Genomic DNA, 24024 nt, shown 5'->3' on the forward strand with positions numbered 1-24024 from the left:
TGAGTTGTGAGTAGCCAAGAGGCCAAGCAATTAAGTGAAAAGTGTAAAATGAAAAATGGAAAATGGAAAATGAGCGAAAATGAGCAAAACGAATTACGCTCATCTGGCTATCAAAAGCGGCCATGATGAAAAATGAAAAGTGAAAATTGAAAACAAAATTCAGTTCTGTTGTAAAAATAAAAAAACAGGTTGTCCAGAAACTTGAAAAAGATGTACAAAAAATAAATTTTTCTATAACTAAGCTGAATAAAAAAATAGAAAACCTGCAAAATATTCTTTTTTCCCTGACTCTTCCTGAAAACGGGAATTTCTCTCTTTTTTCACAGATTAAATCCCAGCAGCATCTGTTAAGGGGGGAGATGGAAAAATTAAAAAATCAAATTATTGTTTTAGAAAACAGAAAAAATGAACTTATGAATGAGCTTAAAAAAGCCAATATTGAATATGAAAAAATGAAATATTTGGAAAATGAAGAAATAAAAAAAATACTTAAAAAAGCAAAACTGAAAGAAGCCAAAGAAATGGATGAAATTGCAATACTTCTTAGGAAAAAAAATGAATCCAAATAAAATTTATTTAACTCAAACCGATACAACCGCCGGATTTTTATCACAGGATAAAGAAAAATTAAATAAAATAAAAAACCGTCCTTTAAATCAGCCCATATTAATGGAAGTCGACAGTTTAAAAACTTTAAAACAATTTACAAGGGTGCCGGACAAGTTTAAAAACAGGGTTAGAAGAAGCAAAAAAACCACTTTTATATATCCCAATAAAAAAAGTTTCAGGGTGGTAAGAGATGAGTCGCATTTAGAATTTTTGAAAAAATTTTCCTGGATGTATTCCACTTCCGCCAATAAAAGCGGCAGAGAATTTGATGAAATGTGGGCTAAAAACACAGCCGATGTTACAGTGGAAAATAAAAGAGGCCTTTTTGAGGGAAAACCTTCTAAGATTTATAAACTTTCAAGAAATAAAATAAAAAAAATAAGATAATGGAAAATTGACAATGGATAATGGAAAATTTAATTTAAAAAAGTCATTTTACATTTTACATTTTACATTTTACATTTTTATTTTTGGTTGTGCCACTAAAACAACGCCTGTGTATGCGGTAATTGACACTCCTTTTGTAAAAGCGGCCGATCAGGGATTTTTGGAAAAAGGATTTAATTATAAAAAACTTATAATTTATAAAGACGCCAGTGTTCCGGTTGAATTTACTATTTACAAAAACAGTGTTTGCTTAAATAAAAAATGTGTTTCAAAAAATAGATTTATCAAAAAACTCTCCCCCGGTTATCCAAAAAATCTTATAGATAAAATCATAGAAAAAAAACCTATTCAAAATTTGGGTAAAATTATAAAGTTAAAAAAAGGTTTTTTGCAAAAAAATGAAAGATTTTATTATTTGGTAACTAAAAAAAAGGTTTTATTTAAAGATAAAAAGAAAAAAATTTTAATTATGATAAAGGAAATAAAATGAAGATAGCAATAGCTGGAACAGGATACGTGGGGCTAAGCAATGCGGTGCTTCTTTCACAAAACAACGAAGTTGTGGCTCTTGACATAATCCCTGAGAAAGTGGAAATGGTAAATAAAAGAATGTCTCCTATCGAAGATAAGGAAATAACCGAGTTTTTTCAGACAAAAAAACTGAATCTAAAAGCCACCACTGATAAAAAAGAGGCTTACGACGGGGCTGAATATGTGGTAATAGCAACTCCTACGGATTACGACCCTGTTACCAATTATTTTAACACAAAATCCATTGAGAGTGTAATAAAAGATGTAATAGAAATAAATCCATCAGCCACAATAGTAATCCGCTCAACCATCCCGATAGGATATACAGAAAGAATAAAAAAAGAATTTAATTTTAAAAATATATTTTTTGTGCCTGAGTTTTTAAGGGAGGGGAAAGCTTTGTATGACAGTCTGTATCCGAGCAGGATTATTGTGGGTGAAAAAAGCGCTAAAGCCGAAATATTTGCCAATTTACTCAGAGACGGGGCATATAAAGAGACAATTCCGCTTGTTTTTACAAACAATACAGAAGCCGAAGCGGTTAAACTGTTTGCAAATACCTATCTTGCCATGAGGGTTTCATTTTTTAATGAACTGGACAATTTTGCCATATCAAAAGGTCTTAATACAAAAGAGATAATTGAAGGTGTGTGTCTGGACCCGAGAATCGGAATGCATTATAACAACCCTTCATTCGGATACGGCGGATACTGTCTTCCAAAAGACACAAAACAGCTTTTGGCAAATTACAGGCTTGATAACGTTCCGCAGAGACTTATTGATGCGATAGTGGAATCAAATGTAATAAGAAAAGAATTTATTGCAAAAAGAATACTTGATAAAAAACCGGAAACAGTCGGTGTTTACAGGCTCATTATGAAAGCGGGAAGCGATAATTTCAGAAGCAGCGCCATATTTGATGTGGTTGAAATGTTAAAACCTTTTGTAAAAATAGTAGTTTATGAGCCAAAGGCAAAAGGGAATGAAATAGAGGGTGTTGAATTTAGCGACAGTTTGGGCGAACTTAAAAAATGCGATGTGATTTTGGCAAACAGAATTGATGAAAATTTAGAGGATATTAAAGAAAAAGTTTATACAAGGGATATTTATTCTAAAGACTAAATATTAATTAATAATGGAAAATGGAAAATGTAAAATGGAGAATAAATATAAATAATAAATAAGTAAAAAAGGAATAATATGAAAATATTAGTAACAGGAACGGCAGGATTTATAGGATTTCATTTGGCCAACAGACTTGCAAAAAGAGGGGATGAGGTAGTAGGGCTTGATAGTATAAATGATTATTATGATGTGAATTTAAAATATGCAAGATTAAATGAGGCCGGAATTGACAAGGAAAAAATAGAATATAACGAAATTGTAGAGTCTAGTAAATATCCGAATTACAGGTTTATAAAACTGAATCTTGAAGATAAATTTAATCTTTTTAAACTTTTTGAAAAAGAAAAATTCGATAAAGTATGCCACCTTGCGGCACAGGCGGGGGTGAGGTATTCCCTTAAAAATCCGGATGCTTATATCAGTTCAAATATAGTAGGGCATATGAACATACTGGAAGCCGTAAGGCAAACAGGTGTAAAATCTTTAGCTTATGCAAGCAGCTCGAGTGTATACGGGCTAAATAAAAAACAGCCTTTTTCAACAGATGACAATGTGGACCATCCGGTCAGCCTGTATGCCGCCACAAAAAAAGCAGAGGAGCTTATGAGCCACACATATTCATATCTTTACAACATTCCTACAACGGGGCTGAGATTTTTTACCGTTTACGGGCCCTGGGGAAGACCCGATATGGCTTTATTTAAATTTGTAAAAAATATACTCAAAAATAAACCGATTGATGTATATAACTATGGCGATATGCAAAGGGATTTTACATATATAGACGATATTGTTGAAGGTGTCGTGAGGGTAATTGACAATCCTCCAAAACCAAATCCTCAGTGGAACGGAAGGCCGAGCGAGAGTGTGGCTCCTTATAAAGTTTACAATATAGGAAACGGCGCTCCGGTTAAACTTATGGATTTTATAGAGGCAATTGAAGAAGTACTTGGTAGGGAAGCTAAAAAAAACCTGCTTCCAATGCAGCCCGGGGATGTTGCAAGCACGTGGGCCGATACAACTGATTTGCAAAAAGATTTAGGCTATAAACCTTATACAGATGTTAAAGAAGGGATTAGAAATTTTGTTGAGTGGTACAGGGAGTTTTATAAATGTTGAATGATGAATGATAAATGTTGAATGATGAATGAGAAATTTTGGATGTTAAATTATGAATAAGAAAGGAAAAATTAAAGAAAATAATTTAATAGTTAAAAAGAGTTATGAATTTGCTCTTGAAATTGCAAAAATTTATAAATATATAATTGAAGTGAAAAAAGAATATATAATGTCAAAACAATTATTAAGATGTGGGACTTCAATTGGAGCAAATGTTCAAGAAGCTCAAGCTGGTATAACTAAAAAAGATTTTATTGCTAAAATGAGTATAGCGGCTAAAGAAGCAAGAGAAACAAGGTACTGGATAAAATTATTAATAGATAGTGGATATTTTGAAGAAAATAAAAATTTGTTAAAAGAAATTGATTCAATAATCAATATTTTGACTAAAATTATTAAAACATCACAACAAAATCAAAAAGGGCTAAAATGAAAACAAATTCAACATTTAACATTAAACATCTAACATCTATCTTAGTTACCGGCGGGGCCGGATATATAGGAAGCCATGTGGTAAAGCTTTTATTAGAAAACAGTGATTATGATGTAACTGTAATAGATAATCTGGTGAGTGGATTTAAAGATACAATTGATACTCTAAAAACAATTAGAGATTTTCAGTTTATTGAAGCAAATCTTAGCAACTGGAATGAAATTGAAGGTATTTTTAAAACAAAGCAATTTGATGCGATTATCCATTTTGCGGCAAGTCTGATAGTGCCTGAGAGTGTGGAAAAGCCTTTAAAATATTATTTAAACAATACAGCAAACACTGCTAATTTAGTAAATTTGGCCGTTAAATACGGAGTGGAAAAATTTATATTCTCTTCTACGGCGGCGGTATACGGCGAACCGGATATAAAAGTGAAAAGTGAAAAGTTAAAAGTGAAAAATGTCGGTATTAGTGAAGATTTTCCTACAAATCCGATAAATCCGTACGGACAGAGTAAACTGTTCAGCGAAAATATTATTCAGGATGCTGCTAAAGCTCACGGATTAAAATATGTAATTTTCAGATATTTTAATGTGGCGGGGGCGAGCCCCGATTTGATGATAGGGCAGAAAACAAAAAATGCAACCCATTTAATAAAAGTGGCTAGTGAATGTGCAGTGGGGAAAAGAGATAAAATGTATATATTTGGAGATGATTATCCTACACCTGACGGAACCTGCATAAGGGATTATATTCATGTAGTTGATTTGGCAGATGTGCATATAAATGCAATTGAATATCTAGATAATAATAAAAGTGATATTTTTAACGTAGGATACGGCAGGGGTGCCAGCGTAAAAGAGGTAATTGATACAATGAAAAAAGTCAGCGGAGTTGATTTTAAAGCGGAAAATGCTAAGAGAAGGGCGGGAGATCCAGCAATGCTGATTTCAGACAATTCAAAAATAAAAGAAAAAATGAAATGGCAACCAAAATATGATGATTTGGGATTTATTTGTAAGAGTGCATATGAGTGGGAGAAAAAGCTAAATAAATTATGAATGTTGAATTATGAATGTTGAATTATAAATGTTGAATTATAAATGTTGAATTTGATTTTTAATGTATATTTGTATATACTTTTAATAAAAAAGGTTCTTATATGGAGGCAATAGCAAAAGTTTTTATAAGTGGGAATTCACAGGCAATTAGAATACCTAAAGAATTTCAAATAAATTCAGAAAAAGTAAAAATAATAAAAGAAAATGATAAATTAATAATTATTCCAATAAATAGCAGAAAAGGTTGGGATGAAGCATTTAAAAAAATGCACAAAAATAATGATGATAAACTTTTAATTGATGATAGTTTAGATTGGGATATGGATGTATAATCAATATTCAATAGTGCTTGTAAATTTAGACCCTACAATTGGTTCTGAAATTAAAAAAACAAGGCCTTGTGTTATAATTTCTCCAAATGAAATGAATTTTAATATAAATACTCTAATAATTGCACCGATGACTTCTAAAACAAGAAATTATCCAACTAGGATTAAAGCAGGAGAAAATTCTTATATTGTATTAGATCAAATAAGAACTATTGATAAAAAAAGAATAATAAAAAAATTAGGAAAAATAGATAGAAAAGTTATTTATGAAGTAAAGAAAATTATAAATCAAATGTTAGTAGAATAAGGAGAAAAAATGATAAAAAAAGTACTGTTTCCTGCGGCGGGGTATGGCACAAGATTTTTACCGGCCACAAAGTCGGTTCCAAAAGAGATGCTGCCGGTTGTTAATAAACCCCTTATTCATTACGGAATAAAAGAAGCTATGAATGCGGGAATTTTTGAAGTAGGGTTTGTAACAGGAAGAAACAAAAGGGCTATTGAGGATTATCTGGATTTTTCCCCAGAACTTGAAAATAAAATAAAAGATTCAAGTAAAGCCTCTTTGCTTAAAGAAACAAATGAAATGATAGAAAAATGCACTTTTACATATGTAAGACAAAAAGAGATGCTTGGACTCGGACATGCGGTTTTGAGTGGCGAACCACTCATTGGCAACAATCCTTTTGCGGTTGTTTTGGCGGATGATTTGTGTGTGGGGGAAGTTTTAACACAGATGGTTAAACTTTACAAAAAATATAAATGTACAATAATAGCTGTTGAAGAAGTGGATAAAAACGAAGTAAATAAATATGGAATTGTAGCAGGAAAAGAGATAGAAGATGGTGTAATTATGGTAGATGATATGGTTGAAAAACCGGATGTTGACAAAGCACCAAGTAACTTAGCAATCATAGGAAGGTATATTTTAACTCCTGATATTTTTGATTTATTAAGAAATGTTAAACCCGGAAAAGGCGGAGAAATTCAGCTTACTGACGCTATAAAAATGCAGGCAAAAGAAGGTATGGTAATAGCATATAAGTTTAAAGGAAAAAGGTTTGACTGTGGAAGCATTGACGGGTTTATAGAAGCAACTAATTATATGTATGGAAGAATGAAAGGTTAATATGTGCGGAATAGTAGGGGTTAAAGGGATTAAAAATCCACAGGATTTTTTACTTGAAGGTCTTAAAGAACTTGAATATAGAGGATATGACAGTGCAGGAATTGCCTTAATAGATGAAGGTGAGCTAAAAGTAATAAAAGCAGTAGGAAAGCTTAAAAACTTGGAAGAGAAGGTAAAAAATGTTACATTCAGTAATCCTACTCTTGGAATAGGCCATACAAGATGGGCAACTCATGGAAAACCTACAGAACTTAATGCCCATCCTCATATAGGAGAATTCAGTGCAGTTGTGCATAACGGAATCATAGAAAATTATCAGGAAATTAAAAAAGAGCTTGAAAAAGAGAATATCTCTTTTGTTTCACAAACAGATACTGAAGTAATTGTTAAACTTTTTGAGCATTTTTATGAAGGAGATGCTTTTGAAGCTTTTAAAAAAACTTTTGAAAAAATTGACGGTGCTTATGCGATTTTATTAATTACTGAAAAAGAGCCTGAAAAAATATTTTTTGCAAAAAAAGGAAGTCCTTTAATAGTTGCTAAAAACGAAGGTAAATTTTTCTTCGCTTCATCTGATGCACCGCTAATTGGCTATGCAAATACAGCTCATTATGTAGAAGATGGAGAATTTGGATATGTTGACAGTTTTAAACCTCTTCCTGCAAATAAAGAATCAGCAAAAAAAGGCGGATTTAGGTTTTATATGGAAAAAGAGATTTATGAACAATATGATGTTTTAAAAGAAAATACACTTGGCAGAAATACAAAAGATGGTATTGTGTTTGATGAATTAGACAAAAGCTTTTTTGAAGGAATTAATAATATAATTATTTCAGCATGCGGGACTAGTTATCATGCAGGACTTGTTGGAAAGTATTTAATTGAAAGAGATGCAAAAATAAGGGTAGATGTAGAAGTTGCAAGCGAACTTAGATATAGAAAACCTCTTCTTAGTAAAGATACTCTTTTTATAGTTATTTCTCAAAGTGGAGAGACAGCAGATACACTTGAAACTCTTAAAATGGCTAAAAAAGCTGGACTTAAAACCCTTGCACTTTGTAATATGGATAACTCTTCAATAGTAAGAGAGGCTGATAGGACAATACTGCTTAGAGCTGGAATTGAAAAAGGAGTAGCTTCTACAAAAGCATTTGCTACGCAAGTTATGACTTTATGGATGCTTAGTAATTATTTAGCAGATAAAAACGAATATGAAATTATAAATCAGGCAATTGAAGCTACAAAAGTAAATTCTAAAATTCATGAAAAAATAAAACGCCTCTCAAAAAGATACCTTCACGGGCACGGATTTTTCTTTATAGGAAGAGATATTTTTTATCCTCTTGCACTTGAAGGAGCATTGAAACTAAAAGAAATAAGCTATATTCACGCAGAAGGATACCCGGCAGGCGAGATGAAACACGGACCTATTGCCTTAGCTGACCCTGAGCTTTTTGTAGTAGCGCTTCTTAGCAAAAACATACTATTTGAAAAAACAAAATCAAATATTGAAGAACTAGCTGCGCGTGATGCCACAGTGTTAACAGTTTCAAGTGAAGAGATTGAATTAACCGATGATTATGTTAAAATTTCATTAGCAAATCATCCGATGATAGAATTTTTTGAAATGATGGTTATAACCCAGCTTTTAGCACTTGAAGTGGCTATTAGAATGGGAAATGATGTAGATATGCCAAGAAATTTAGCTAAATCGGTTACGGTTGAGTGAAATTTTTGGTAAAATTATGAAAAATTTTTAGGAGAAAGTTATGAAAAAAATAATATTATGCGGGGGGAGTGGAACAAGGCTATGGCCGTTAAGCAGAAAACTAATGCCAAAGCAGTTTATAAAACTTTTTGATAATAAATCACTTTTTCAGCTTACAGCAAAGAGAAATTCAAAACTATGCAATTCACAGCTTATAGTATCAAATGAAAATCAATATTTTTTAGCATTAGATCAATTAGAAGAGATAAATAAATTAAATAATACAAACTTTTTACTTGAACCTATAGGAAGAAATACTGCCCCGGCAATAGCTTTAGCTTCATTTAATTCAGATGAGGATGAAATACTTTTTATAACTCCAAGCGATCATTTAATAAAAAATGAAAAAAAAATATGAAGAAGCGATAACAAAAGCAAAAGAATTAGCCCAACAGGGATATTTAGTAACATTTGGAATAAAACCAAGTGAAGCTCATACAGGATACGGATATATAGAAGCAGAGATGTTATTAAATTTCATGAAAAGCCAGATTTTGGAATAGCGGAATGTTTATGTTTAAAGCGGGAGTGTTTTTAGAAGAGCTTAAAAAATATGCTCCTGAAATTTATGAAAAAAGTTTAGAAGCTTATAAAAATGCAAAAAAAGATAAAAATATTTTAAGAATAAGATTAGAAGATATGGAAAGTATTCCAGAAGAGAGTATAGATTATGCAGTAATGGAAAAGAGTGATAAAATAAAAGTAATTAAATCAGATTTTGAATGGAATGATGTAGGAAGTTTTGATAGTTTAGTCAAAGAAATAGATTCAAATGTAAAACCTGTTGAGATAGAAAGCAAAAATAACTTTTATTACAGCGATAATCCAAAAAAAACAGTTGCTACAATAGGACTTGAAGATTTTATTGTAATAGATACCAATGATGCTTTACTCATAACAAAAAAAGGCAAAACACAAAAAGTAAAAGATGTGGTAAAAAGATTAGAAAAAGAAAACAAAGACTTAACAAAGTTTCATACGAGAGTTTATAGACCGTGGGGAGTGTTTGAGAATTTAATAGATGAAAACGGATATAAAATAAAAAGAATAATAGTAAAACCCGGTAAAAGACTTTCCCTTCAAAAACATTTCCACAGAAGCGAACATTGGGTGGTAGTAAGCGGGACAGCAGAAGTTCAAGTGGGAGATAAAAAATATTTAGTAAGACCAAATGAATCAACATACATAAAAATGGGAGAGATTCACAGATTGTCAAATCCAGGTAAAATACCTGTGGTATTAATTGAAGCACAGGTTGGAGAATATACAGGCGAAGATGATATTGTAAGAATTGAAGATGATTTTAATAGAAGTATGTGCTAAGTGATAGGTGCTAAGATATGAAATGTGAAAAGTTAGATTTTTGGAAAAAATCTTCAAGAATGTGTGCTAATGGCATTATCTATAGCAAGTAATATTGCAGAAGGACTGGAAAAAGAATCTCTAAAAGAACAGATTAGATTTATAGAAATTTCAAAAGGTTCGGTAGCAGAATTTATTACTCAAGCATATATTGGAATAGAAATAGAATATATCGGTCAAGATGGGAGTTATTTAGCAGAATTTTTACTTGAAAAAGGTTATGAAGTTCATGGTATAAAAAGAAGAACAAGCCTTTTTAATACGAAAAGAATAGACCCCCGCATGAAGAAAATGTAAATTTCTTTTTACATTACGGAGATATGACAGACAGTATGAATATAACGCAGCACAATCACATGTAGCAGTTAGTTTTGAAGAACCGGAATATACTGCAAACGCGGATGGTATAGGGATTTTAAGAATTTTAGAAGCTGTAAGGCACACCATTTTATCCAAGAAGTCCTTATGCAGTAGCTAAACTCTATGCGTATTGGATTACGGAGTCCAAGACGTGGAGAAACATTTGTAACAAGAAAAATAACAAGAGGAATGGCAAGAATCCTTTTAACTTCAAAACCTTTTAAAAAGAAAACTATCAAGAAAATTGATAATTTTAAAAAGATTTAAAATTTAAATAAAAAAATTATTGAAGTTCAAAATAATTATAAATGGGGAAGTAAATTTTTAGAAAATCTAAGTAAAGATTTATCAAAAGCATTTCCTGATGTAAAAGGATTTTCTTATAGAAATTTAAAATTTATTAGACAATGGGTAAATTTTTGGGATAATGAAAAAGGGAAACAACTTGTTTCCTTATTGTTTCAAATCCCATGGGGACATAATATAGTCATAATTCAAAAGTGTAAAGATATTAATGAAGCTATATTTTATGTGGAAAACACTTTAAAAAACGGAATTAGCAGGAATGTTTTAATACATCAAATAGAAAGTGACCTGTATCATAAACAAAAAAAAGCTGTAAATAATTTTGATAATACTTTGCCAACTATTAGTGAGGATTATAAAGAAAAAGAGTTAGAAAATGCCTTAATTGAAAATATAAAAGATTTTTTAATTGAACTTGGCAGTGGGTTTGCATTTGTGGGTAAGCAGTATAAATTAGAAATAGAAAATCAAGAATTTATTGTTTTATCATCTAAAACTTCATTCATTTGTAGTAATTGAATTAAAAAATGGTGAATTTAAACTCTGGAATAAAAATAGTAAAATATATGTAGCAGGAGGGACAGGACTTGTAGGAAGTGCTATTATTAAAATACTTATAGAAACAGACAGCCTTTAAATGATAAAGTTAAATGGATAAAATTAGATTTATTAAATCAAAATGATGTGGAGGAGTTTTTAAAAAATGAAAAACCTGAATAGTATTTTTAGCAGCAGCAAAAGTTGGGGGAATTATTGCTAATAATACATATAGAGCAGATTTTATTTATGAAAATCTTCAAATTCAAAATAATGTAATTTATAATGCATATAAATACGGACTAAAGTTGTTATTGGTAATTCGTTATTAGTTATTGGGGAAAAAAGTTCAAAAGAAGGCAAACCAATGCGAGAATTTTTATATTCAAGTATAAAACAACATTAAAAGAAGGAATTGAAAAGGTATATAGAGTAGAAAATAATCTACCGACGACTGACTACTTGCTCATTATGGAAGTTTCGCGAAATGATAGAGTTTAGAGATAAAAGAGCAAAAGAGCTTGGAATGGAACTTTTAGTATATACTAACCCGGAAGGGATTGAAATGAACATCAATCCTTTTATTCATGGAAGTAAAGTTCATACTGATATAATGAAAACAGAGGCTCTTAAAAAAGCACTTAATAAATATGGTTTTGATGCAATAATTGGTGGAGCAAGAAGGAACTCTTGGATGTTATCCTTTAACGGGGGCTATAAATTCAAATGCTGATACTCTTCCTAAAATGACTTATAGATAAAGATCAGGAAGGCAGTATGGAAAAGAAAAAGATAGAATTAATAGTTAAAGGAATTAAAAATATTGTAGTTTTAAAATAAACTCTATATCTTTTTGAAGCATTTGTAGTTTGGATGGATGGAAGAACCTTTTAAATATAAAGAAGAATATATAAAGATTTATACTTCAAAAATTTTATTTAAAAAAGATGTAAATCATTTGATTTGTATGAAGAGAATAAAGGAACAGGAGCTTTTATATTAATAGATAAAATTACAAACAATACTGTGTAGTTTTAGAAAATTAACTAAAAAAGAGTATAAAGTTGATAAAGCATTAGAAGATGTCTCGATTTGTATAAAGAGACAGAATATTCGTTCAATTGTAAAAGGGATTAGCTGGCGTTTTATAGCTACCGGTACTACAATGAGTATTGTGGATTATTGGAAACAATAGCAAAAGTTGGGTTATATTGGGGGCATGAAAAAGCATGGCAAAGAATAAGATGGGGTAGAAAAAGAATTGAGCCTTTTAATTTTTACAGGACTTCCTCTAAGTGGTAAAACAACTATTGACTGAAGAATAGGACACTTAATCCAAACTCTTCAAAAAAATTCAGTTTCTACAGTTTGCAGTTTTGTATCTAGTATGTAAAGAAACATTATGTTAAATGAGACGATAGACAATAGTCAATAGACGATAGTCGATAGTATTTTTAACTATGTTAAAAATTTAAAAAACAGCACGGCAAAGCATTGCTTTTATTGACTATTGTCTGGAGTCTATAGTCTGGATACTGGAAAGGATTTTTATGAAAAACATTGTATGGCATCCTAATAAAGTTACAAGAAATGACAAAAAGGCTGTGTCCTTTGGTTTACAGGGTTAAGTGGAAGTGGTAAGAGCACTATTGCAAATGAATTAGAATATGAGCTGAATAAAATGAGATATCATACATATTTACTTGATGGAGATAATATAAGGCCAGAGAAATTATAGGAACTTTAAATGGAGAGATTAAAAATTTCACAGGAATTGATTCTCCTTATGAAAGACCATTAAGTCCATATTATTTCATCAGTAAGTTTAATAATAGATTATTTAAAAAATAAAAAATATTTAGACTTTAGATAATAGACGATAGACAATAGTATAATAAAATATTTAAAACAAATTTGAGTTTAATATAGATGATGTTTTAGAAATAGCAAGAAAAGCAGGAAAAGAAGTTTTAAATATTTATAATAAAGATTTTGAAGTAGAATATAAAGATGATAAATCTCCTTTAACTATGGCAGATAAAATATCTCATAATATAATTATAAAAGGACTTAAAAGAAAAAACTGGGAATATTTTTGGATGATAGACCCACTTGATGGGACAAAAGAGTTTATCAAAAAAAATGGAGAATTTACTATAAATATAGCTTTCCAATAGAAACAAAAGATCTATCAACTATCGACTATGATTTTATCTCTATTGGCAGTAGCTTAAAACTATGTCTTGTAGCAGAAGGAAAAGCAGATATTTATCCTCGCCTTGCTCCTACTATGGAGTGGGACACATATATCAACTGATTATGTATTTGATAATAAAGAAAAACTTAATGAAATATTTAGCAGTGTTATGATATGTAATATTTTTATATTCATATCAAATATCGCAATATTTGATTATTGGATTAAGTAATATTTTTGGAATTCAGACAATGCTTAATTTTAATAGAAATCCTTAATAATAGTGCCCTTATTTCAAGAAATAGGTTCAGCAATTTCAGTATTAGTTGTAGAATTATTCATAACAATTACTATGTATGGGAATTGCTATGATGAGAGAATTGAAAATATATTAGTACATAAAATTGAAAGAATTAAAGATAGTGAGGTTACAGCAAGAGTGCCGGTTTTTATTGGAAAAGATGATAGACACCATACTATCCAATCTTTGGGTATATACAAGAATTACCTCCAAAAGAGTTAAATGAACCTTGGGAAAAAGAATTTGAAATTAAAAATTTAAATGATTGGTTATGGCTTATGGATGATGATGGAAAACCATTTAATAATGAAACTTTAATAAAATTAAGAAATTTTCATAAAATAAGTGGATTGTTAGTATTAAAAATTTTATCTATAAAAAATAGAACTTTTTTATATAAAAACTGCTTTTTATAGGGAAAAAAATATCAAAAAAATAATTACCGAAATAATTATGTCTAATACCTTAATATTTTTTTTTTTTTCCTATTATTTTTTTTTTGATAAGTAAAAATATAAATAAAACGCTAGTTTTTTTTTCTATATTTATTATATTTTTAGCATCTGTAAATCATTTAATTTTAGCTGTCTTTTGCAACCTGATAATTTTTTTATGATAATTAAAAGAGTAATATTAATATTACATTCATTTTCATCTTTTGAAAATTTATCTAAATTAAGTTATAAAGGGAATTAGGTCTAGTTAATGTTTTTATAATATTTGTTCTGTTTTTTTATCAATTAAAAAGAAAAAATATTTTTACTTTTTATGATAGAAAATTTATTATAATATTTTTATTACTTATAGGTTTTTTTGTTTTTTATTATTGTTTATTAACGTCATAGACATGAAGTAGGTCATGTTTTAAAAGCATTAAAATTAGATAAACCCATAGTTATATTAATTAGAAATCCACAAGATGCTGTTATTTCGTTTTTTCTAAGAGAGAATGTGTCTATAAAAATAGATATTATATACATTTTTTTACAATACAGAGCTTTTAAAATATATGAAAAAATTATGGAAGAATGTACTATAAAATGAAAATATTAATGGTTCATAATAAATATAATTCTTTGCCTTTTGTTTCATTTTGGGTAGCAAAAAAATTTAAAATACCTGTGGTTTTAAGTCTCTTTCTTTGGTAACAAATATTCATAAATATATAAAAACATGGCATAGCAAAGTTGATAAATTTATAACATTAACGAATTTTCAAAAAAATAAATTTTTATCTTCTAATATGAATATTTCTGAAGAGAAATTTTTAGTTAAATCTAATTTTGTAGATGATTTTGGAAATGGATATAAAAATAGAGAAAATTATTTTGTATATGTTGGAAGATTGTCTATAGAAAAGGGAATAATAACTATGTTAAAAGCTTTTGAAAATACTAAATATAATAAAAAATTATAAACAATTAAAAGATAAAAAATATAGTTTTATTATCTGAAAAAAAAATTTCTAGTTATGTATGTGTAACAAATGTTCATATGTTAATAGAAGCATATTTGGATAAAAAATTTAAAGAAGTAGTAGATAATGCTGACATTGTTATTCCGCAAAAGATATTAAAATATTTATGGAATAGATCAAGACAGAATTGCAGGTATGGATTTAATGCCGGATTTAATAAGAGAATGTGCAAAATAAAAAAAGATATTTTTATTTTTGAAGAAATAGAAAAAAAAGCAAAGTGAATGAAAATGAAAAAAATAATATTATGGTTATATAGATTGATTCAAGATCCAAAGAGACTTTGGAAAAGATATTTATCAATTGTTTTAATATAAAATTCTAAATAAATTTTTGACATTGCGTTTTCTATTTTTACTAGATTAAATGGAAAAGAAATTAATTTGTATAAATTTAAAACTATGTATGAAAATAATGATAAAATTTTGAAAGAATTTTTAGAAAAAAATTCTCAGGCAAAAGAAGAGTGGCAAAAATACAGAAAACTAAAAACATATGATCCAAGAGTTACTCCCATAGGCAGATTTTTAAGGAAAACTTCTCTTGATGAGCTACCTCAATTTATAAATGTTTTAAAAGGTGATATGAGTGTAGTGGGACCTAGGCCTTATATAATGTCAGAATTTGAAGAGTATAATATTCCTAAAGAAATAGTGAATAAACTTTTATCTGTCAAACCCGGAGTTACAGAGTTATGAGTTATGAGTTGAATGGTGAGTTATGAGTTATGAGTTATGAATAGGGTCAGGACTTTATTTTTTAACTAAAATTAGTGATGAGTATGGGGAGGGAATGAAAGATTAAATAGATGTATAAAATACTTTACATTTTATTAAAAAATTGATATACTTGTAAAGTAATTTAAACAAAAAGTAAAATCATGATAGATATATTTCATCATAAACAACATATCGCAACTTTTGATAAAGAAGATAAAAAGTATATTTTAGAATATAAAAACTTTGATATTGAAAATTCAATTTCTCTTTCTCTCCCAAACACTCAAAAATATTATATAAAAGAAAATGAAATAATCCCTTATTTTGATACTTTTTTACCAGAGGGGTATTTGTTTGAAGTTTTTAAAAATTATTTAACAAAAAATTATGGATATATAGACGATTATTTGCTTTTTTCAATTTTGGCCCCGAATATAGAGGGGAGGATTAAATATGGTCAAACAAATGATTTTGATGTAAATTTTGAATTAGATTATATTTTAAAAAATGATACTAATGATACTTTTAATTATTTATTAAAAACTTTTTTGAAAAAAAATGCAATATCCGGGGTTCAGCCAAAAACTATGGCTGTTTTAAAAGATAAAGAAAATTTTGTATTTAAAAATTATATAATTAAAACCTGGGGAGATGAATTTGAGTATTTGGCTGAGAATGAATATATTTGTTTAAAAACATTAGAATTTGCCGGAATTAAAATTCCAAAGATATATCTTTCTAAAAATAAAAAATTTTTAGTAATTGAAAGATTTGACAGTGAAAATATAGGATTTGAAGAAGTAATTTCTCTTATGGATAAAACAAAAATTTTTAAATATACAGGAAGCTACGAACATGTTGCAAAAACAATTTATCAATATGTTAGTGATGTAAACGATATGGAGATTTTTTTTAAAATGATTGTAATGAATTATTTTTTAAAAAACGGAGATGCTCATCTTAAAAATTTTGGGCTTTTGTTTAGCGATGATTTTAATAAAATTTGGCTTGCCCCTGCTTATGATGTTGTAACTACAACTGCTTATATTTTTAAAGACAAACCTGCCCTTACAATGTTTGGAAGAAAAAAATGGTATGATGAGGAATTGATTGAATTTGGAGAAAAATACTGTTTTTTAAATAACGCAAAAGAGCTTTATTTAGAATGTAAAGAAGCTTTAAAAAAAGGGATTTCTTTTTTAAAAGAATATATTTCTAATAATCCTCATTTTGAAATAATCGGTAAAAGAATGCTTGATAGCTGGCAAAATAAGGAAATAACAGATGATATTATCAGATCTTGGAAAAATAATTAAAAAATTAAGAAAAGAAAAAAATTTATCACAGGAAGAATTGGCAAAAAAGGCTAATATTTCCCGTGCGACACTCTCTAAACTTGAAAACGGAAATTTAACTAAAATAAGTGTTGCAACATTTGATAAGATTTTAGGAATTTTGGGTTATACTATTGATATTAAGCCAAAAAATCCTTTTGTAAAAAGATAAAAACTATAGGGTCAGGAGTTTACTTTTTAACTGAAATGAGTGATTAGTTATGAATGTTAAATGTTAAATGTTGAATGTTAAATTAATTTCAATATTTTTTATTTTTATAAATTTTAATATAAAAATCCAAATAACCAAAGTGGAATTTTGTTTTGATGACCTATTTCAACACCGTCCACAACTATGAAAGAATTTTTTACATCTTTAATTTGGGAGAATGATTTATTTTTCCCTCCAATTTCAAAAGTATACCTCTCATCTACCAAAAAATCACCATTTTTAGGATAGGTTAACTTGTGTTCATATAATTGATTAGCAAAGAATGTTTCTCTAAGTGTTCCTGTTTTTGAATTTTCGCAGTAACAATAATTTAAATTTGTATTTTTAAGGTAAATTTTTTGAGGTTTTACAAAAATTGCATCTCCTCTTGTTTTGGAGTTTAAAATATTAAAAATATCCCCTTTTTCTAAATAATATATATACTGGTATAAATAATTTCTGCTTATTTCTATTTTTTGAGATAATTTTGTGATATTAAGTTCAAACGGTTCAGAAACACAAATCAGATAAATCAGTTTTTTTAGTTTGATTAAGTTTATAGGTTTAATATCGAAAATTAAAGACAAATCAGAATCAATAGAAGCATTTACAGCTTCTTCAAGTTTTAGACAATAAGTTTCGCTGTTATCAAAATAAAAAGGATAAGCCCCTTTTTGTAAATATTCATCAAAATATTCAAACGGTTTAATTTTTGAAATAATTTCAAATGTAATATTTTCATGATTTTGCAAAATCTCTTCTAACGGATAACTCTCAAAAGTATGATTTGTTTTTAATTCTAAAAATTCTCTGAAAGATAAATTGTTCATTTTGTAAACTACCGCTCTTCTGCTAAGGTCCGCTTTAGAATGTTCGAGTTTTATAGCGGACGAACCGGAAAAAATTACCTGTAAATCAAGGGTGTCATAAATTAATTTTAAGTCTTTTTCAAAATTAGGATATTTATGAATTTCATCAATCACTAAAACTTTTCCGCCTTTTTTTTCAAATTCTTCTGCTAAATCATAGAGTTTTAAAAAGCTGTATTCTAAAAATTCTGCGTTTATATAAAGTTTTTTATTTAAGGGAAAGGGGTTTTCTTTTAAATATTGCAGTAAAAATGTTGTTTTTCCCACACCTCTTGCGCCTGTAATTCCAATTAATTTTTCACTAAAATCGACTTTTTTAAAAAGATATCTTTTATAAGGTTTTGAGAAATTTGAAAGAAGTTTGGCAAATCTGTTTTTAAAATTTATCATATGAAACCTTTAGTTAACAAATTAATTTTTAACTTGTTTATTATACTTAACAAAGTCTGACCTGTCAAGTATATAGGGTCGGGACTTTACTTTTTGATTAAAATGTTATTTTATCCTTTTATAAAATGACAAAATATGATATAATTATCCTTGTTAACAAAGAAAAAAGGTTTTAAATGAAAGAAAGTTTTATAAAAATAAGAAAAAATAAGGGTCAGGATTTTACTTTTTAAATAATTTGAAAAAGTTAAAAGCGAAAAAATTGAAAAAGTTAAGTTTAATTAAAAATTGTCTTTAAAAAAATTATAACCCTTTCTTCCCAATCATCAGTTTTATAGTCTTAAAAATAGTTTTAATTTCAAGCCACAAAGACCAGTTTTTGATATAATATAAATCATACATAAGTTTTTGGTAAGTGTCTTCAAGATTCTTGCCATATGGATAATTTACTTGTGCCCAGCCGGTTATTCCCTGGGCGTTTATATGGCGTATATGGTAATAAGACCACTCTTTTCATATTTTTTAACAAGTTCATCCCATTCGGCTCTTGGTCCTATTATATGCATTTCACCTTTTAGGACATTCCAGAGCTGAGGAAGCTCGTCTATCCTGCTTTTTCTCATAAAGGCACCCCACGGGAAAATTCTCGGATCGTTTTTTTGTGTATAATGGTTAAAAAAATCAATATCTGTTCTCATTGAGCGAAATTTATAGCAGGTAAAAGGTTTTTTGTTTTTTTCAATTCTGGTCTGTTTAAATAAAATAGGTCCATCAGGGGATTCTTTTTTTATTCTATAAGCTGAATATATCATAATAGGAAGTGAAATTATTCCAAGAGGGATAGCTTTTGAAAAATCCATTATTCTTTTTAGGATGTATTGTCTTTAGAAAAAGGTTTTATTTTTTCAAGAAAAGAAGCTTCGTTTATCTCTTTTGGAATGTATAATTTATGAAGGTATTTTTCAAGGAAATTTTCAATTGTTATATATTTTATGCCTTTAAGCTCAAGCGAAGTTAGATATTTTATTAGTTCATTTGGAATAGTCGCTTTTGTGTTTAGAACAATTAATTTATATTTTTCTTTTTTTAGTTCATTTTCTATTTTTTTTATAATTTCATCTGAATTTTTTTCTTTATAAGAAATAAAATTTAGTTTGAATCCTTTTTTTTTAAGTAAATCTTTTTCTAACTCAATAAATTTATATTTTTCTCCCTAAAACAATCATTCTTCTTTAAAACCTTTTATAAATTCAATAAAAAATGCTAAAAATATTGAAAGTATAAATCCTGTAATAAAAGCTAATATTATTATCAATTTTTTCTTTGGTTTTATTGGATGGTCAAACATTAGAGGTTTGCCAATTTCTTTTGCTGCAAAAGTATTTTTTAGGGCAAGGTTAATTTGAACTATTTGATTTTTTAGATTTTCAATTTGTTGAGGGATATCAAATTTTAAAGATTTATTTAAATTATCGATTTTATTTTGCAAATTTTTAATATCGTCGTAAATATTAGGTATTGTTTGTGAAATTATTTTATTTTTTTGAAGGGATAAATCTTTGATTTGATTGGTGTAATCAGTAATCATGTTTTGATAGGAAATTATTTTATTTGAAATAATTAAATTAGAACTTATATTATTATTATTATTATTATATTTTATTAATTGATCTATAAGTTTTTTGTATTGGTTTATATTTTCATTTAGAAATTTTATTTTTTGAGCTATTGCTTTTATTTGGTTTTTATAATAATTAATCAAATTGTTTTTTAAATTAATTTTATTTTCTAAAAAATTTATTTGAGTTTTGATATTAGGAACAGTAACATTTTTAATTTTTTGAATTTGAAATTGGATGTTTTGTATTTCATTTTGTTTTTGAAGTTTATATTTTTCTATTTTATCTCTAAATCCGTTATGAATGGTATTTAACACTTCTGTTAATTTTTTTAAATCATAATTATTTGAAAGTCCGTTAATTTTAATAGTGATAAATAAATTCGATTTTTTAGGTACTGTAATGCCTGATAAATAAGCGTTAGGCATTTTTTTGAATTTTTTTTCCAATTCAACTTTGTAAATTGAACTTAAATATTCTCTTAAATTTTCAGGTGATATTATTGGTTTTGAATTTATCTGTCCTATAAGAATAGAGCTTTGAATTTCCCAAATAGGAGTTTTTAAAAATACATATAATCCTGCTAAAAAAGTAACTATAAAAGTAAAAATAATTATAAATTTTTTGTATTTTAAGATTGTTTTAATAAGCTCTTTTAAGTCTATTTCATCTTCTTCGCATTGATTAACAGGGATATATTGAACTGGTATTATCTGAGGTTCTTTTTTTTCCATTCTTTGCCTTTTTTTATGGTATTATACTAAATAAAAAGGCTAATTATGAAAATAATTTCAGTAATAGGCTTGGGCTATGTAGGGTTGCCACTTGCAGTAGCATTTAGCAAGAAATATAAGGTAATAGGATTTGATATAAATCATACAAGAATAGAAGAGCTTAAAAAGGGGATAGACAGAACCCTTGAAGTAAGTGAAGAAGAGCTAAAAGAATCAATAAATAATGGACTTGAATTTACAAGCAATTTAGAAGATATTAAAAAGGCAAATATTTATATTGTAACAGTTCCAACTCCAATAGATAGACATAAAAATCCTGATTTAACTCCTCTTATAATGGCTAGCAGAAGTGTTGGGAGAATATTAAAAAAAGATGATATTGTAATATATGAATCTACAGTATATCCCGGATGTACAGAAGAAGTGTGTGTGCCAGAGCTTGAAAAAGAGAGTGGTTTAAAATGTATTTTTTCTTCAAACTCACAACTCACAACTCACAACTCACAATTTTTTTGTTGGATATTCACCTGAGAGAATAAATCCGGGAGATAAAGAACATACTGTAACAAAAATAAAAAAAGTAACCAGTGGTTCAACTCCAGAGATTGCAAAAGAGATAGATGAACTTTATGCAAGTATAATTGAAGCAGGGACACATTTAGCTCCAAGCATAAAAGCGGCAGAAGCAGCAAAAGTAATAGAAAATTCACAAAGAGATATAAATATAGCTTTTGTAAATGAACTTGCTTTAATTTTTGATAAACTCGGAATTGATACATTAGATGTATTAGAAGCAGCAGGAACAAAATGGAACTTTTTAAAATTTAAACCAGGATTAGTTGGAGGGCATTGCATAGGAGTTGACCCATACTATTTAGCATATAAGGCAAAAGAGATAGGATATCATCCAGAAATTATTTTAGCTGGTAGAAGAACGAATGATAATATGGGAATATTTGTAGCGAATAAAGTGATTAAGCTAATGATACAAAAAGGACATACTATTAAAGGCAGCAAAGTATTAATCCTTGGAATAACATTTAAAGAGAATTGTCCAGATATAAGAAATAGTAGAGTTATAGATGTAATAAGAGAGCTTCAAGATTTTGGAATAAATGTAGATGTTTATGATCCTTGGGCAGACCCAAAAGAGGTAAAAAGAGAATACAATAATGATTTGTTAATTACATACTTAATCAAAAAAATACAAAATTAAAAAATTATGATTCTATTGTTCTTGCAGTAGCACATAATGAGTTTAAAGAAATAGAAAAAGAAATAAAACAACTCAAAACCCAAAACCCAAAACTCACAATTTATGATATTAAAGGCTTTTTTGATAAAAGTTTAGTGGATAAAAGGCTTTAATTGTTAAAAAAACTTAATTTTCTTCTTACAAAAAGAGATAAACTTTTTCTTTTATTTTTGCTTCTTTTTTCTATTTTTGTTTCTTTAATTGAAACAATAGGAATCGGTATTATTATGCCTTTTATTAGTGTTGCAAGTGATTTTAAAGAGATTCATTCAAATAAATATTTTGAATATTTTTATACTTTATTTCATTTTAAGAGTGAAATTAATTTTGTGGTAATGTTTGGAGTTGTTTTAATTATATTTTATATTTTAAGAAGTGTGATTAATCTATTTTATTTTTATTTGCTTAACAGATTTTCTTTTGGAAGATACCATTTGGTAGCATACAGGCTTTTTGAAAATTATATGGGGCTTAGTTATGAAAAATTTATAAATAAAAATTCTTCTCTTATGATAAAAAGCATAATAAACGATGCTAATAATGTAATAAACATTATTTCAAATTTTTTGTTTATGCTAAGTGAAATATTCGTAATGATTTTTATTTATGCAATGCTTGTATATGTAAACTGGAAAATGACTTTGCTTTTAACTCTATATCTTTTAATCAATGTGGCTATTCTTAAAATATTTGTTACTAAAAAAATAAAAAAAGCCGGAATTGAAAGGGATACTTTTCAGGCAAAATTTTATGAAATATTAAATAGCTCTTTTGGAAATTTTAAAATAATAAAACTTAAAACAAAAGATAAAGAAATTTTAGATAAATTTTCTTTTGCTTCTTTTGGATTTGCTAATGCTAATATTAAAAATCAAACCCTTGCTCAATTTCCAAGACTTTTTTTAGAAATGGTTGGATTCTCACTTGTAGCTTTTATAATTATTTATTTAGTTTTGAAATATCATACGGATATAAGAGGGGCACTTCCAATTCTTAGTATTTTTGTTTTAGGTCTTTATAGACTGCTTCCGAGTGTTAACAGGGTGTTTTATTCTTATAATCAGATTGTTTTTTATTCAAAATCATTAGATGTAGTGCATAATGAATTGATTTATGAGCCTGAAGAGTTAGGGGATGAAAAGATAGAGTTTAAAAAAGAGATAAAATTAGATAATGTCGGTTTTTCTTATGGAGAAAAAGAGGTTTTAAAAGATATAAATTTAGTAATAAAAAAAGGTGAAAAGATAGGAATTGTAGGTGAGAGCGGCAGTGGAAAATCTACTTTAATAGATTTAATTATAGGACTTTATCGTCCAAAATACGGTAAAATATTTATAGATGAAAATCTGCTTAATGAAAAAAATATAAAATCTTGGAGGCAAAAAATAGGATATATTCCTCAGATGATTTATTTAAAAGATGGAAGTGTGGCTGAGAATGTTGCTTTTTTAGAAAAGATTGATGAACAAAAAGTAAAAGAAGCTTTAAGAAAAGCCAATATTTTAGATTTTTTAGAAAAACATCACGAGGGAATTTATACTCATATAGGCGAAAATGGAATAAAGCTCAGTGGAGGTCAAAGACAAAGAATAGCAATAGCAAGGGCTTTATATAATGATCCTGAAATTTTAGTTTTAGATGAAGCTACAAGTGCACTTGATAATGAAACAGAAGCAAAAATTATGGATGAAATATATAAAGTAGGAGAAAATAAAACTATGATAATAGTAGCCCATAGACTTTCAACCCTTGATAGATGTGATAGGATAGTTAAAATAGTAAATGGTGAAATAAAGTTACTCCTACTTTTAATAGAGCTAATAAACTTCATAGAGTGTTTAATAGTATAAATAATCAAACAT

At 28.0% G+C, this 24024-nt stretch carries 23 protein-coding genes and 8 pseudogenes; 27 read left to right on the plus strand and 4 right to left on the minus strand.

The genetic code is table 11. From position 1 onward, the window contains the following. The first annotated feature begins 146 nt into the window (after nt 1-146). The 25 genes and pseudogenes from DZ67_RS0104455 (at nt 147) to DZ67_RS0104570 (ending at nt 17256) form a co-directional block, all read left to right on the plus strand. Nucleotides 147-569 carry a flagellar FliJ family protein gene (locus DZ67_RS0104455; RefSeq protein WP_024787475.1) on the plus strand — a complete coding sequence of 141 codons (423 nt, stop codon included), beginning with the start codon at nt 147-149 and terminating at the stop codon, nt 567-569. Continuing rightward, nucleotides 556-996 carry a Sua5/YciO/YrdC/YwlC family protein gene (locus tag DZ67_RS0104460; protein WP_024787476.1) on the plus strand — a complete coding sequence of 147 codons (441 nt, stop codon included), beginning with the start codon at nt 556-558 and terminating at the stop codon, nt 994-996. Before DZ67_RS0104455 ends, DZ67_RS0104460 begins: the two co-directional genes overlap by 14 nt. A 13-nt stretch (nt 997-1009) precedes the next feature. Continuing rightward, entirely contained in the window at nt 1010-1486 is a 477-nt protein-coding gene (locus tag DZ67_RS0104465) for a hypothetical protein (protein ID WP_024787477.1), read from the plus strand. Further along, the gene (locus DZ67_RS0104470; protein ID WP_024787478.1) at nt 1483-2649 is read left to right on the plus strand and encodes a nucleotide sugar dehydrogenase; all 1167 of its coding nucleotides are present in this window, start codon (nt 1483-1485) and stop codon (nt 2647-2649) included. The genes DZ67_RS0104465 and DZ67_RS0104470 overlap by 4 nt, the downstream gene beginning before the upstream one ends. 78 nt (nt 2650-2727) lie before the next feature. Continuing rightward, the gene (locus DZ67_RS0104475) at nt 2728-3771 is read left to right on the plus strand and encodes an NAD-dependent epimerase (protein WP_024787479.1); all 1044 of its coding nucleotides are present in this window, start codon (nt 2728-2730) and stop codon (nt 3769-3771) included. A 52-nt stretch (nt 3772-3823) separates the two neighbouring features. Further along, a complete protein-coding gene (locus DZ67_RS0104480; RefSeq protein ID WP_035907118.1) occupies nt 3824-4204 on the plus strand; it encodes a four helix bundle protein in 381 nt (126 codons plus the stop codon). Further along, on the plus strand, nt 4201-5265 hold the full coding sequence (gene galE, locus DZ67_RS0104485) for a UDP-glucose 4-epimerase GalE (protein ID WP_051428175.1): 1065 nt from the start codon (nt 4201-4203) through the stop codon (nt 5263-5265). Before DZ67_RS0104480 ends, galE begins: the two co-directional genes overlap by 4 nt. Nucleotides 5266-5366: 101 nt before the next feature. Then, complete coding sequence (locus tag DZ67_RS0104490; RefSeq protein WP_024787482.1) at nt 5367-5597, plus strand: antitoxin; 231 nt, start codon at nt 5367-5369, stop codon at nt 5595-5597. Beyond that, the gene (locus tag DZ67_RS0104495) at nt 5590-5901 is read left to right on the plus strand and encodes a type II toxin-antitoxin system PemK/MazF family toxin (RefSeq protein WP_024790799.1); all 312 of its coding nucleotides are present in this window, start codon (nt 5590-5592) and stop codon (nt 5899-5901) included. Before DZ67_RS0104490 ends, DZ67_RS0104495 begins: the two co-directional genes overlap by 8 nt. Nucleotides 5902-5910: 9 nt before the next feature. Further along, entirely contained in the window at nt 5911-6723 is an 813-nt protein-coding gene (gene galU, locus DZ67_RS0104500; RefSeq protein WP_024787484.1) for a UTP--glucose-1-phosphate uridylyltransferase GalU, read from the plus strand. Between the two features lies 1 nt (nt 6724). Further along, nucleotides 6725-8452, plus strand: coding sequence for a glutamine--fructose-6-phosphate transaminase (isomerizing) (gene glmS, locus DZ67_RS0104505; RefSeq protein ID WP_024791787.1), 1728 nt, complete (start codon nt 6725-6727; stop codon nt 8450-8452). Between the two features lie 40 nt (nt 8453-8492). Next, nucleotides 8493-9814: pseudogene (locus tag DZ67_RS11240) on the plus strand (mannose-1-phosphate guanylyltransferase/mannose-6-phosphate isomerase). A 69-nt stretch (nt 9815-9883) separates the two neighbouring features. Beyond that, nucleotides 9884-9976, plus strand: a pseudogene (locus DZ67_RS11245) (four helix bundle protein); the annotation flags it as partial. 27 nt (nt 9977-10003) lie between these two features. Beyond that, a pseudogene (locus tag DZ67_RS11250) lies at nt 10004-10420 on the plus strand (GDP-mannose 4,6-dehydratase); the annotation flags it as partial. 78 nt (nt 10421-10498) lie between these two features. Further along, nucleotides 10499-11038, plus strand: coding sequence for a PDDEXK nuclease domain-containing protein (locus DZ67_RS10855; RefSeq protein ID WP_236620019.1), 540 nt, complete (start codon nt 10499-10501; stop codon nt 11036-11038). After that, nucleotides 11034-11379 (plus strand): annotated as a pseudogene (locus DZ67_RS11255) (NAD-dependent epimerase/dehydratase family protein); the annotation flags it as partial. The gene DZ67_RS10855 and the pseudogene DZ67_RS11255, both read left to right, overlap by 5 nt. A 140-nt stretch (nt 11380-11519) precedes the next feature. Then, nucleotides 11520-11744 (plus strand): annotated as a pseudogene (locus tag DZ67_RS0104530) (phosphoadenosine phosphosulfate reductase domain-containing protein); the annotation flags it as partial. Between the two features lie 862 nt (nt 11745-12606). Further along, nucleotides 12607-12779 (plus strand): annotated as a pseudogene (locus DZ67_RS11260) (adenylyl-sulfate kinase); the annotation flags it as partial. An 11-nt stretch (nt 12780-12790) separates the two neighbouring features. Continuing rightward, the gene (locus DZ67_RS11265) at nt 12791-12907 is read left to right on the plus strand and encodes an adenylyl-sulfate kinase (protein ID WP_442911234.1); all 117 of its coding nucleotides are present in this window, start codon (nt 12791-12793) and stop codon (nt 12905-12907) included. Between the two features lie 74 nt (nt 12908-12981). Further along, nucleotides 12982-13361, plus strand: a pseudogene (locus DZ67_RS11270) (3'(2'),5'-bisphosphate nucleotidase CysQ family protein); the annotation flags it as partial. Nucleotides 13362-14695: 1334 nt separating this feature from the next. Next, nucleotides 14696-14971 (plus strand): hypothetical protein, encoded by a 276-nt coding sequence (locus DZ67_RS0104550; RefSeq protein ID WP_024791790.1) that lies wholly within the window; start codon nt 14696-14698, stop codon nt 14969-14971. A gap of 77 nt (nt 14972-15048) precedes the next feature. Next, nucleotides 15049-15255 carry a hypothetical protein gene (locus tag DZ67_RS0104555; protein ID WP_024791791.1) on the plus strand — a complete coding sequence of 69 codons (207 nt, stop codon included), beginning with the start codon at nt 15049-15051 and terminating at the stop codon, nt 15253-15255. 126 nt (nt 15256-15381) lie between these two features. Further along, nucleotides 15382-15729, plus strand: coding sequence for a sugar transferase (locus DZ67_RS09835; protein WP_330216780.1), 348 nt, complete (start codon nt 15382-15384; stop codon nt 15727-15729). Between the two features lie 182 nt (nt 15730-15911). Next, the gene (locus DZ67_RS0104565) at nt 15912-17066 is read left to right on the plus strand and encodes a type II toxin-antitoxin system HipA family toxin (protein ID WP_024787500.1); all 1155 of its coding nucleotides are present in this window, start codon (nt 15912-15914) and stop codon (nt 17064-17066) included. After that, entirely contained in the window at nt 17035-17256 is a 222-nt protein-coding gene (locus DZ67_RS0104570; RefSeq protein ID WP_024787501.1) for a helix-turn-helix domain-containing protein, read from the plus strand. Before DZ67_RS0104565 ends, DZ67_RS0104570 begins: the two co-directional genes overlap by 32 nt. A 113-nt stretch (nt 17257-17369) precedes the next feature. Here the strand turns inward: DZ67_RS0104570 and DZ67_RS0104575 are convergent, their stop codons facing one another. The 4 genes from DZ67_RS0104575 to DZ67_RS0104585 form a co-directional block, all read right to left on the minus strand. Continuing rightward, entirely contained in the window at nt 17370-18554 is a 1185-nt protein-coding gene (locus DZ67_RS0104575; protein ID WP_024787502.1) for an ATP-binding protein, read from the minus strand. A gap of 303 nt (nt 18555-18857) precedes the next feature. Next, on the minus strand, nt 18858-19046 hold the full coding sequence (locus tag DZ67_RS11275) for a sugar transferase (protein WP_201767441.1): 189 nt from the start codon (nt 19044-19046) through the stop codon (nt 18858-18860). Further along, the gene (locus DZ67_RS10700) at nt 19034-19414 is read right to left on the minus strand and encodes a sugar transferase (RefSeq protein WP_201767418.1); all 381 of its coding nucleotides are present in this window, start codon (nt 19412-19414) and stop codon (nt 19034-19036) included. The genes DZ67_RS11275 and DZ67_RS10700 overlap by 13 nt, the downstream gene beginning before the upstream one ends. 362 nt (nt 19415-19776) lie before the next feature. Then, the gene (locus DZ67_RS0104585) at nt 19777-20907 is read right to left on the minus strand and encodes a Wzz/FepE/Etk N-terminal domain-containing protein (RefSeq protein WP_024791792.1); all 1131 of its coding nucleotides are present in this window, start codon (nt 20905-20907) and stop codon (nt 19777-19779) included. Nucleotides 20908-20952: 45 nt separating this feature from the next. Between DZ67_RS0104585 and DZ67_RS11280 the strand changes: the two are divergent. Together DZ67_RS11280 and DZ67_RS0104605 are read left to right on the plus strand one after the other, a co-directional pair. After that, nucleotides 20953-22275 (plus strand): annotated as a pseudogene (locus DZ67_RS11280) (nucleotide sugar dehydrogenase). Next, the gene (locus tag DZ67_RS0104605) at nt 22276-24012 is read left to right on the plus strand and encodes an ABC transporter ATP-binding protein/permease (protein ID WP_024791796.1); all 1737 of its coding nucleotides are present in this window, start codon (nt 22276-22278) and stop codon (nt 24010-24012) included. The last annotated feature ends 12 nt before the right edge of the window (nt 24013-24024 follow it).

Source organism: Lebetimonas sp. JS138 (assembly GCF_000523335.1).
GTDB lineage: Bacteria > Campylobacterota > Campylobacteria > Campylobacterales > Nautiliaceae > Lebetimonas.

What these genes read in the sequence shown, in the direction of transcription:
- DZ67_RS0104460 (WP_024787476.1), top strand. Translation starts at nt 556, where the DNA reads ATGAATCCAAATAAAATTTATTTAACTCAAACCGATACAACCGCCGGA.
- DZ67_RS0104465 (WP_024787477.1), top strand. Translation starts at nt 1,010, where the DNA reads ATGGATAATGGAAAATTTAATTTAAAAAAGTCATTTTACATTTTACAT.
- DZ67_RS0104470 (WP_024787478.1), top strand. Translation starts at nt 1,483, where the DNA reads ATGAAGATAGCAATAGCTGGAACAGGATACGTGGGGCTAAGCAATGCG.
- DZ67_RS0104475 (WP_024787479.1), top strand. Translation starts at nt 2,728, where the DNA reads ATGAAAATATTAGTAACAGGAACGGCAGGATTTATAGGATTTCATTTG.
- DZ67_RS0104480 (WP_035907118.1), top strand. Translation starts at nt 3,824, where the DNA reads ATGAATAAGAAAGGAAAAATTAAAGAAAATAATTTAATAGTTAAAAAG.
- galE (WP_051428175.1), top strand. Translation starts at nt 4,201, where the DNA reads ATGAAAACAAATTCAACATTTAACATTAAACATCTAACATCTATCTTA.
- DZ67_RS0104490 (WP_024787482.1), top strand. Translation starts at nt 5,367, where the DNA reads ATGGAGGCAATAGCAAAAGTTTTTATAAGTGGGAATTCACAGGCAATT.
- DZ67_RS0104495 (WP_024790799.1), top strand. Translation starts at nt 5,590, where the DNA reads ATGTATAATCAATATTCAATAGTGCTTGTAAATTTAGACCCTACAATT.
- galU (WP_024787484.1), top strand. Translation starts at nt 5,911, where the DNA reads ATGATAAAAAAAGTACTGTTTCCTGCGGCGGGGTATGGCACAAGATTT.
- glmS (WP_024791787.1), top strand. Translation starts at nt 6,725, where the DNA reads ATGTGCGGAATAGTAGGGGTTAAAGGGATTAAAAATCCACAGGATTTT.
- DZ67_RS0104555 (WP_024791791.1), top strand. Translation starts at nt 15,049, where the DNA reads ATGTTAATAGAAGCATATTTGGATAAAAAATTTAAAGAAGTAGTAGAT.
- DZ67_RS0104565 (WP_024787500.1), top strand. Translation starts at nt 15,912, where the DNA reads ATGATAGATATATTTCATCATAAACAACATATCGCAACTTTTGATAAA.
- DZ67_RS0104570 (WP_024787501.1), top strand. Translation starts at nt 17,035, where the DNA reads ATGATATTATCAGATCTTGGAAAAATAATTAAAAAATTAAGAAAAGAA.
- DZ67_RS0104575 (WP_024787502.1), bottom strand. Translation starts at nt 18,554, where the DNA reads ATGATAAATTTTAAAAACAGATTTGCCAAACTTCTTTCAAATTTCTCA.
- DZ67_RS10700 (WP_201767418.1), bottom strand. Translation starts at nt 19,414, where the DNA reads ATGGATTTTTCAAAAGCTATCCCTCTTGGAATAATTTCACTTCCTATT.
- DZ67_RS0104585 (WP_024791792.1), bottom strand. Translation starts at nt 20,907, where the DNA reads ATGGAAAAAAAAGAACCTCAGATAATACCAGTTCAATATATCCCTGTT.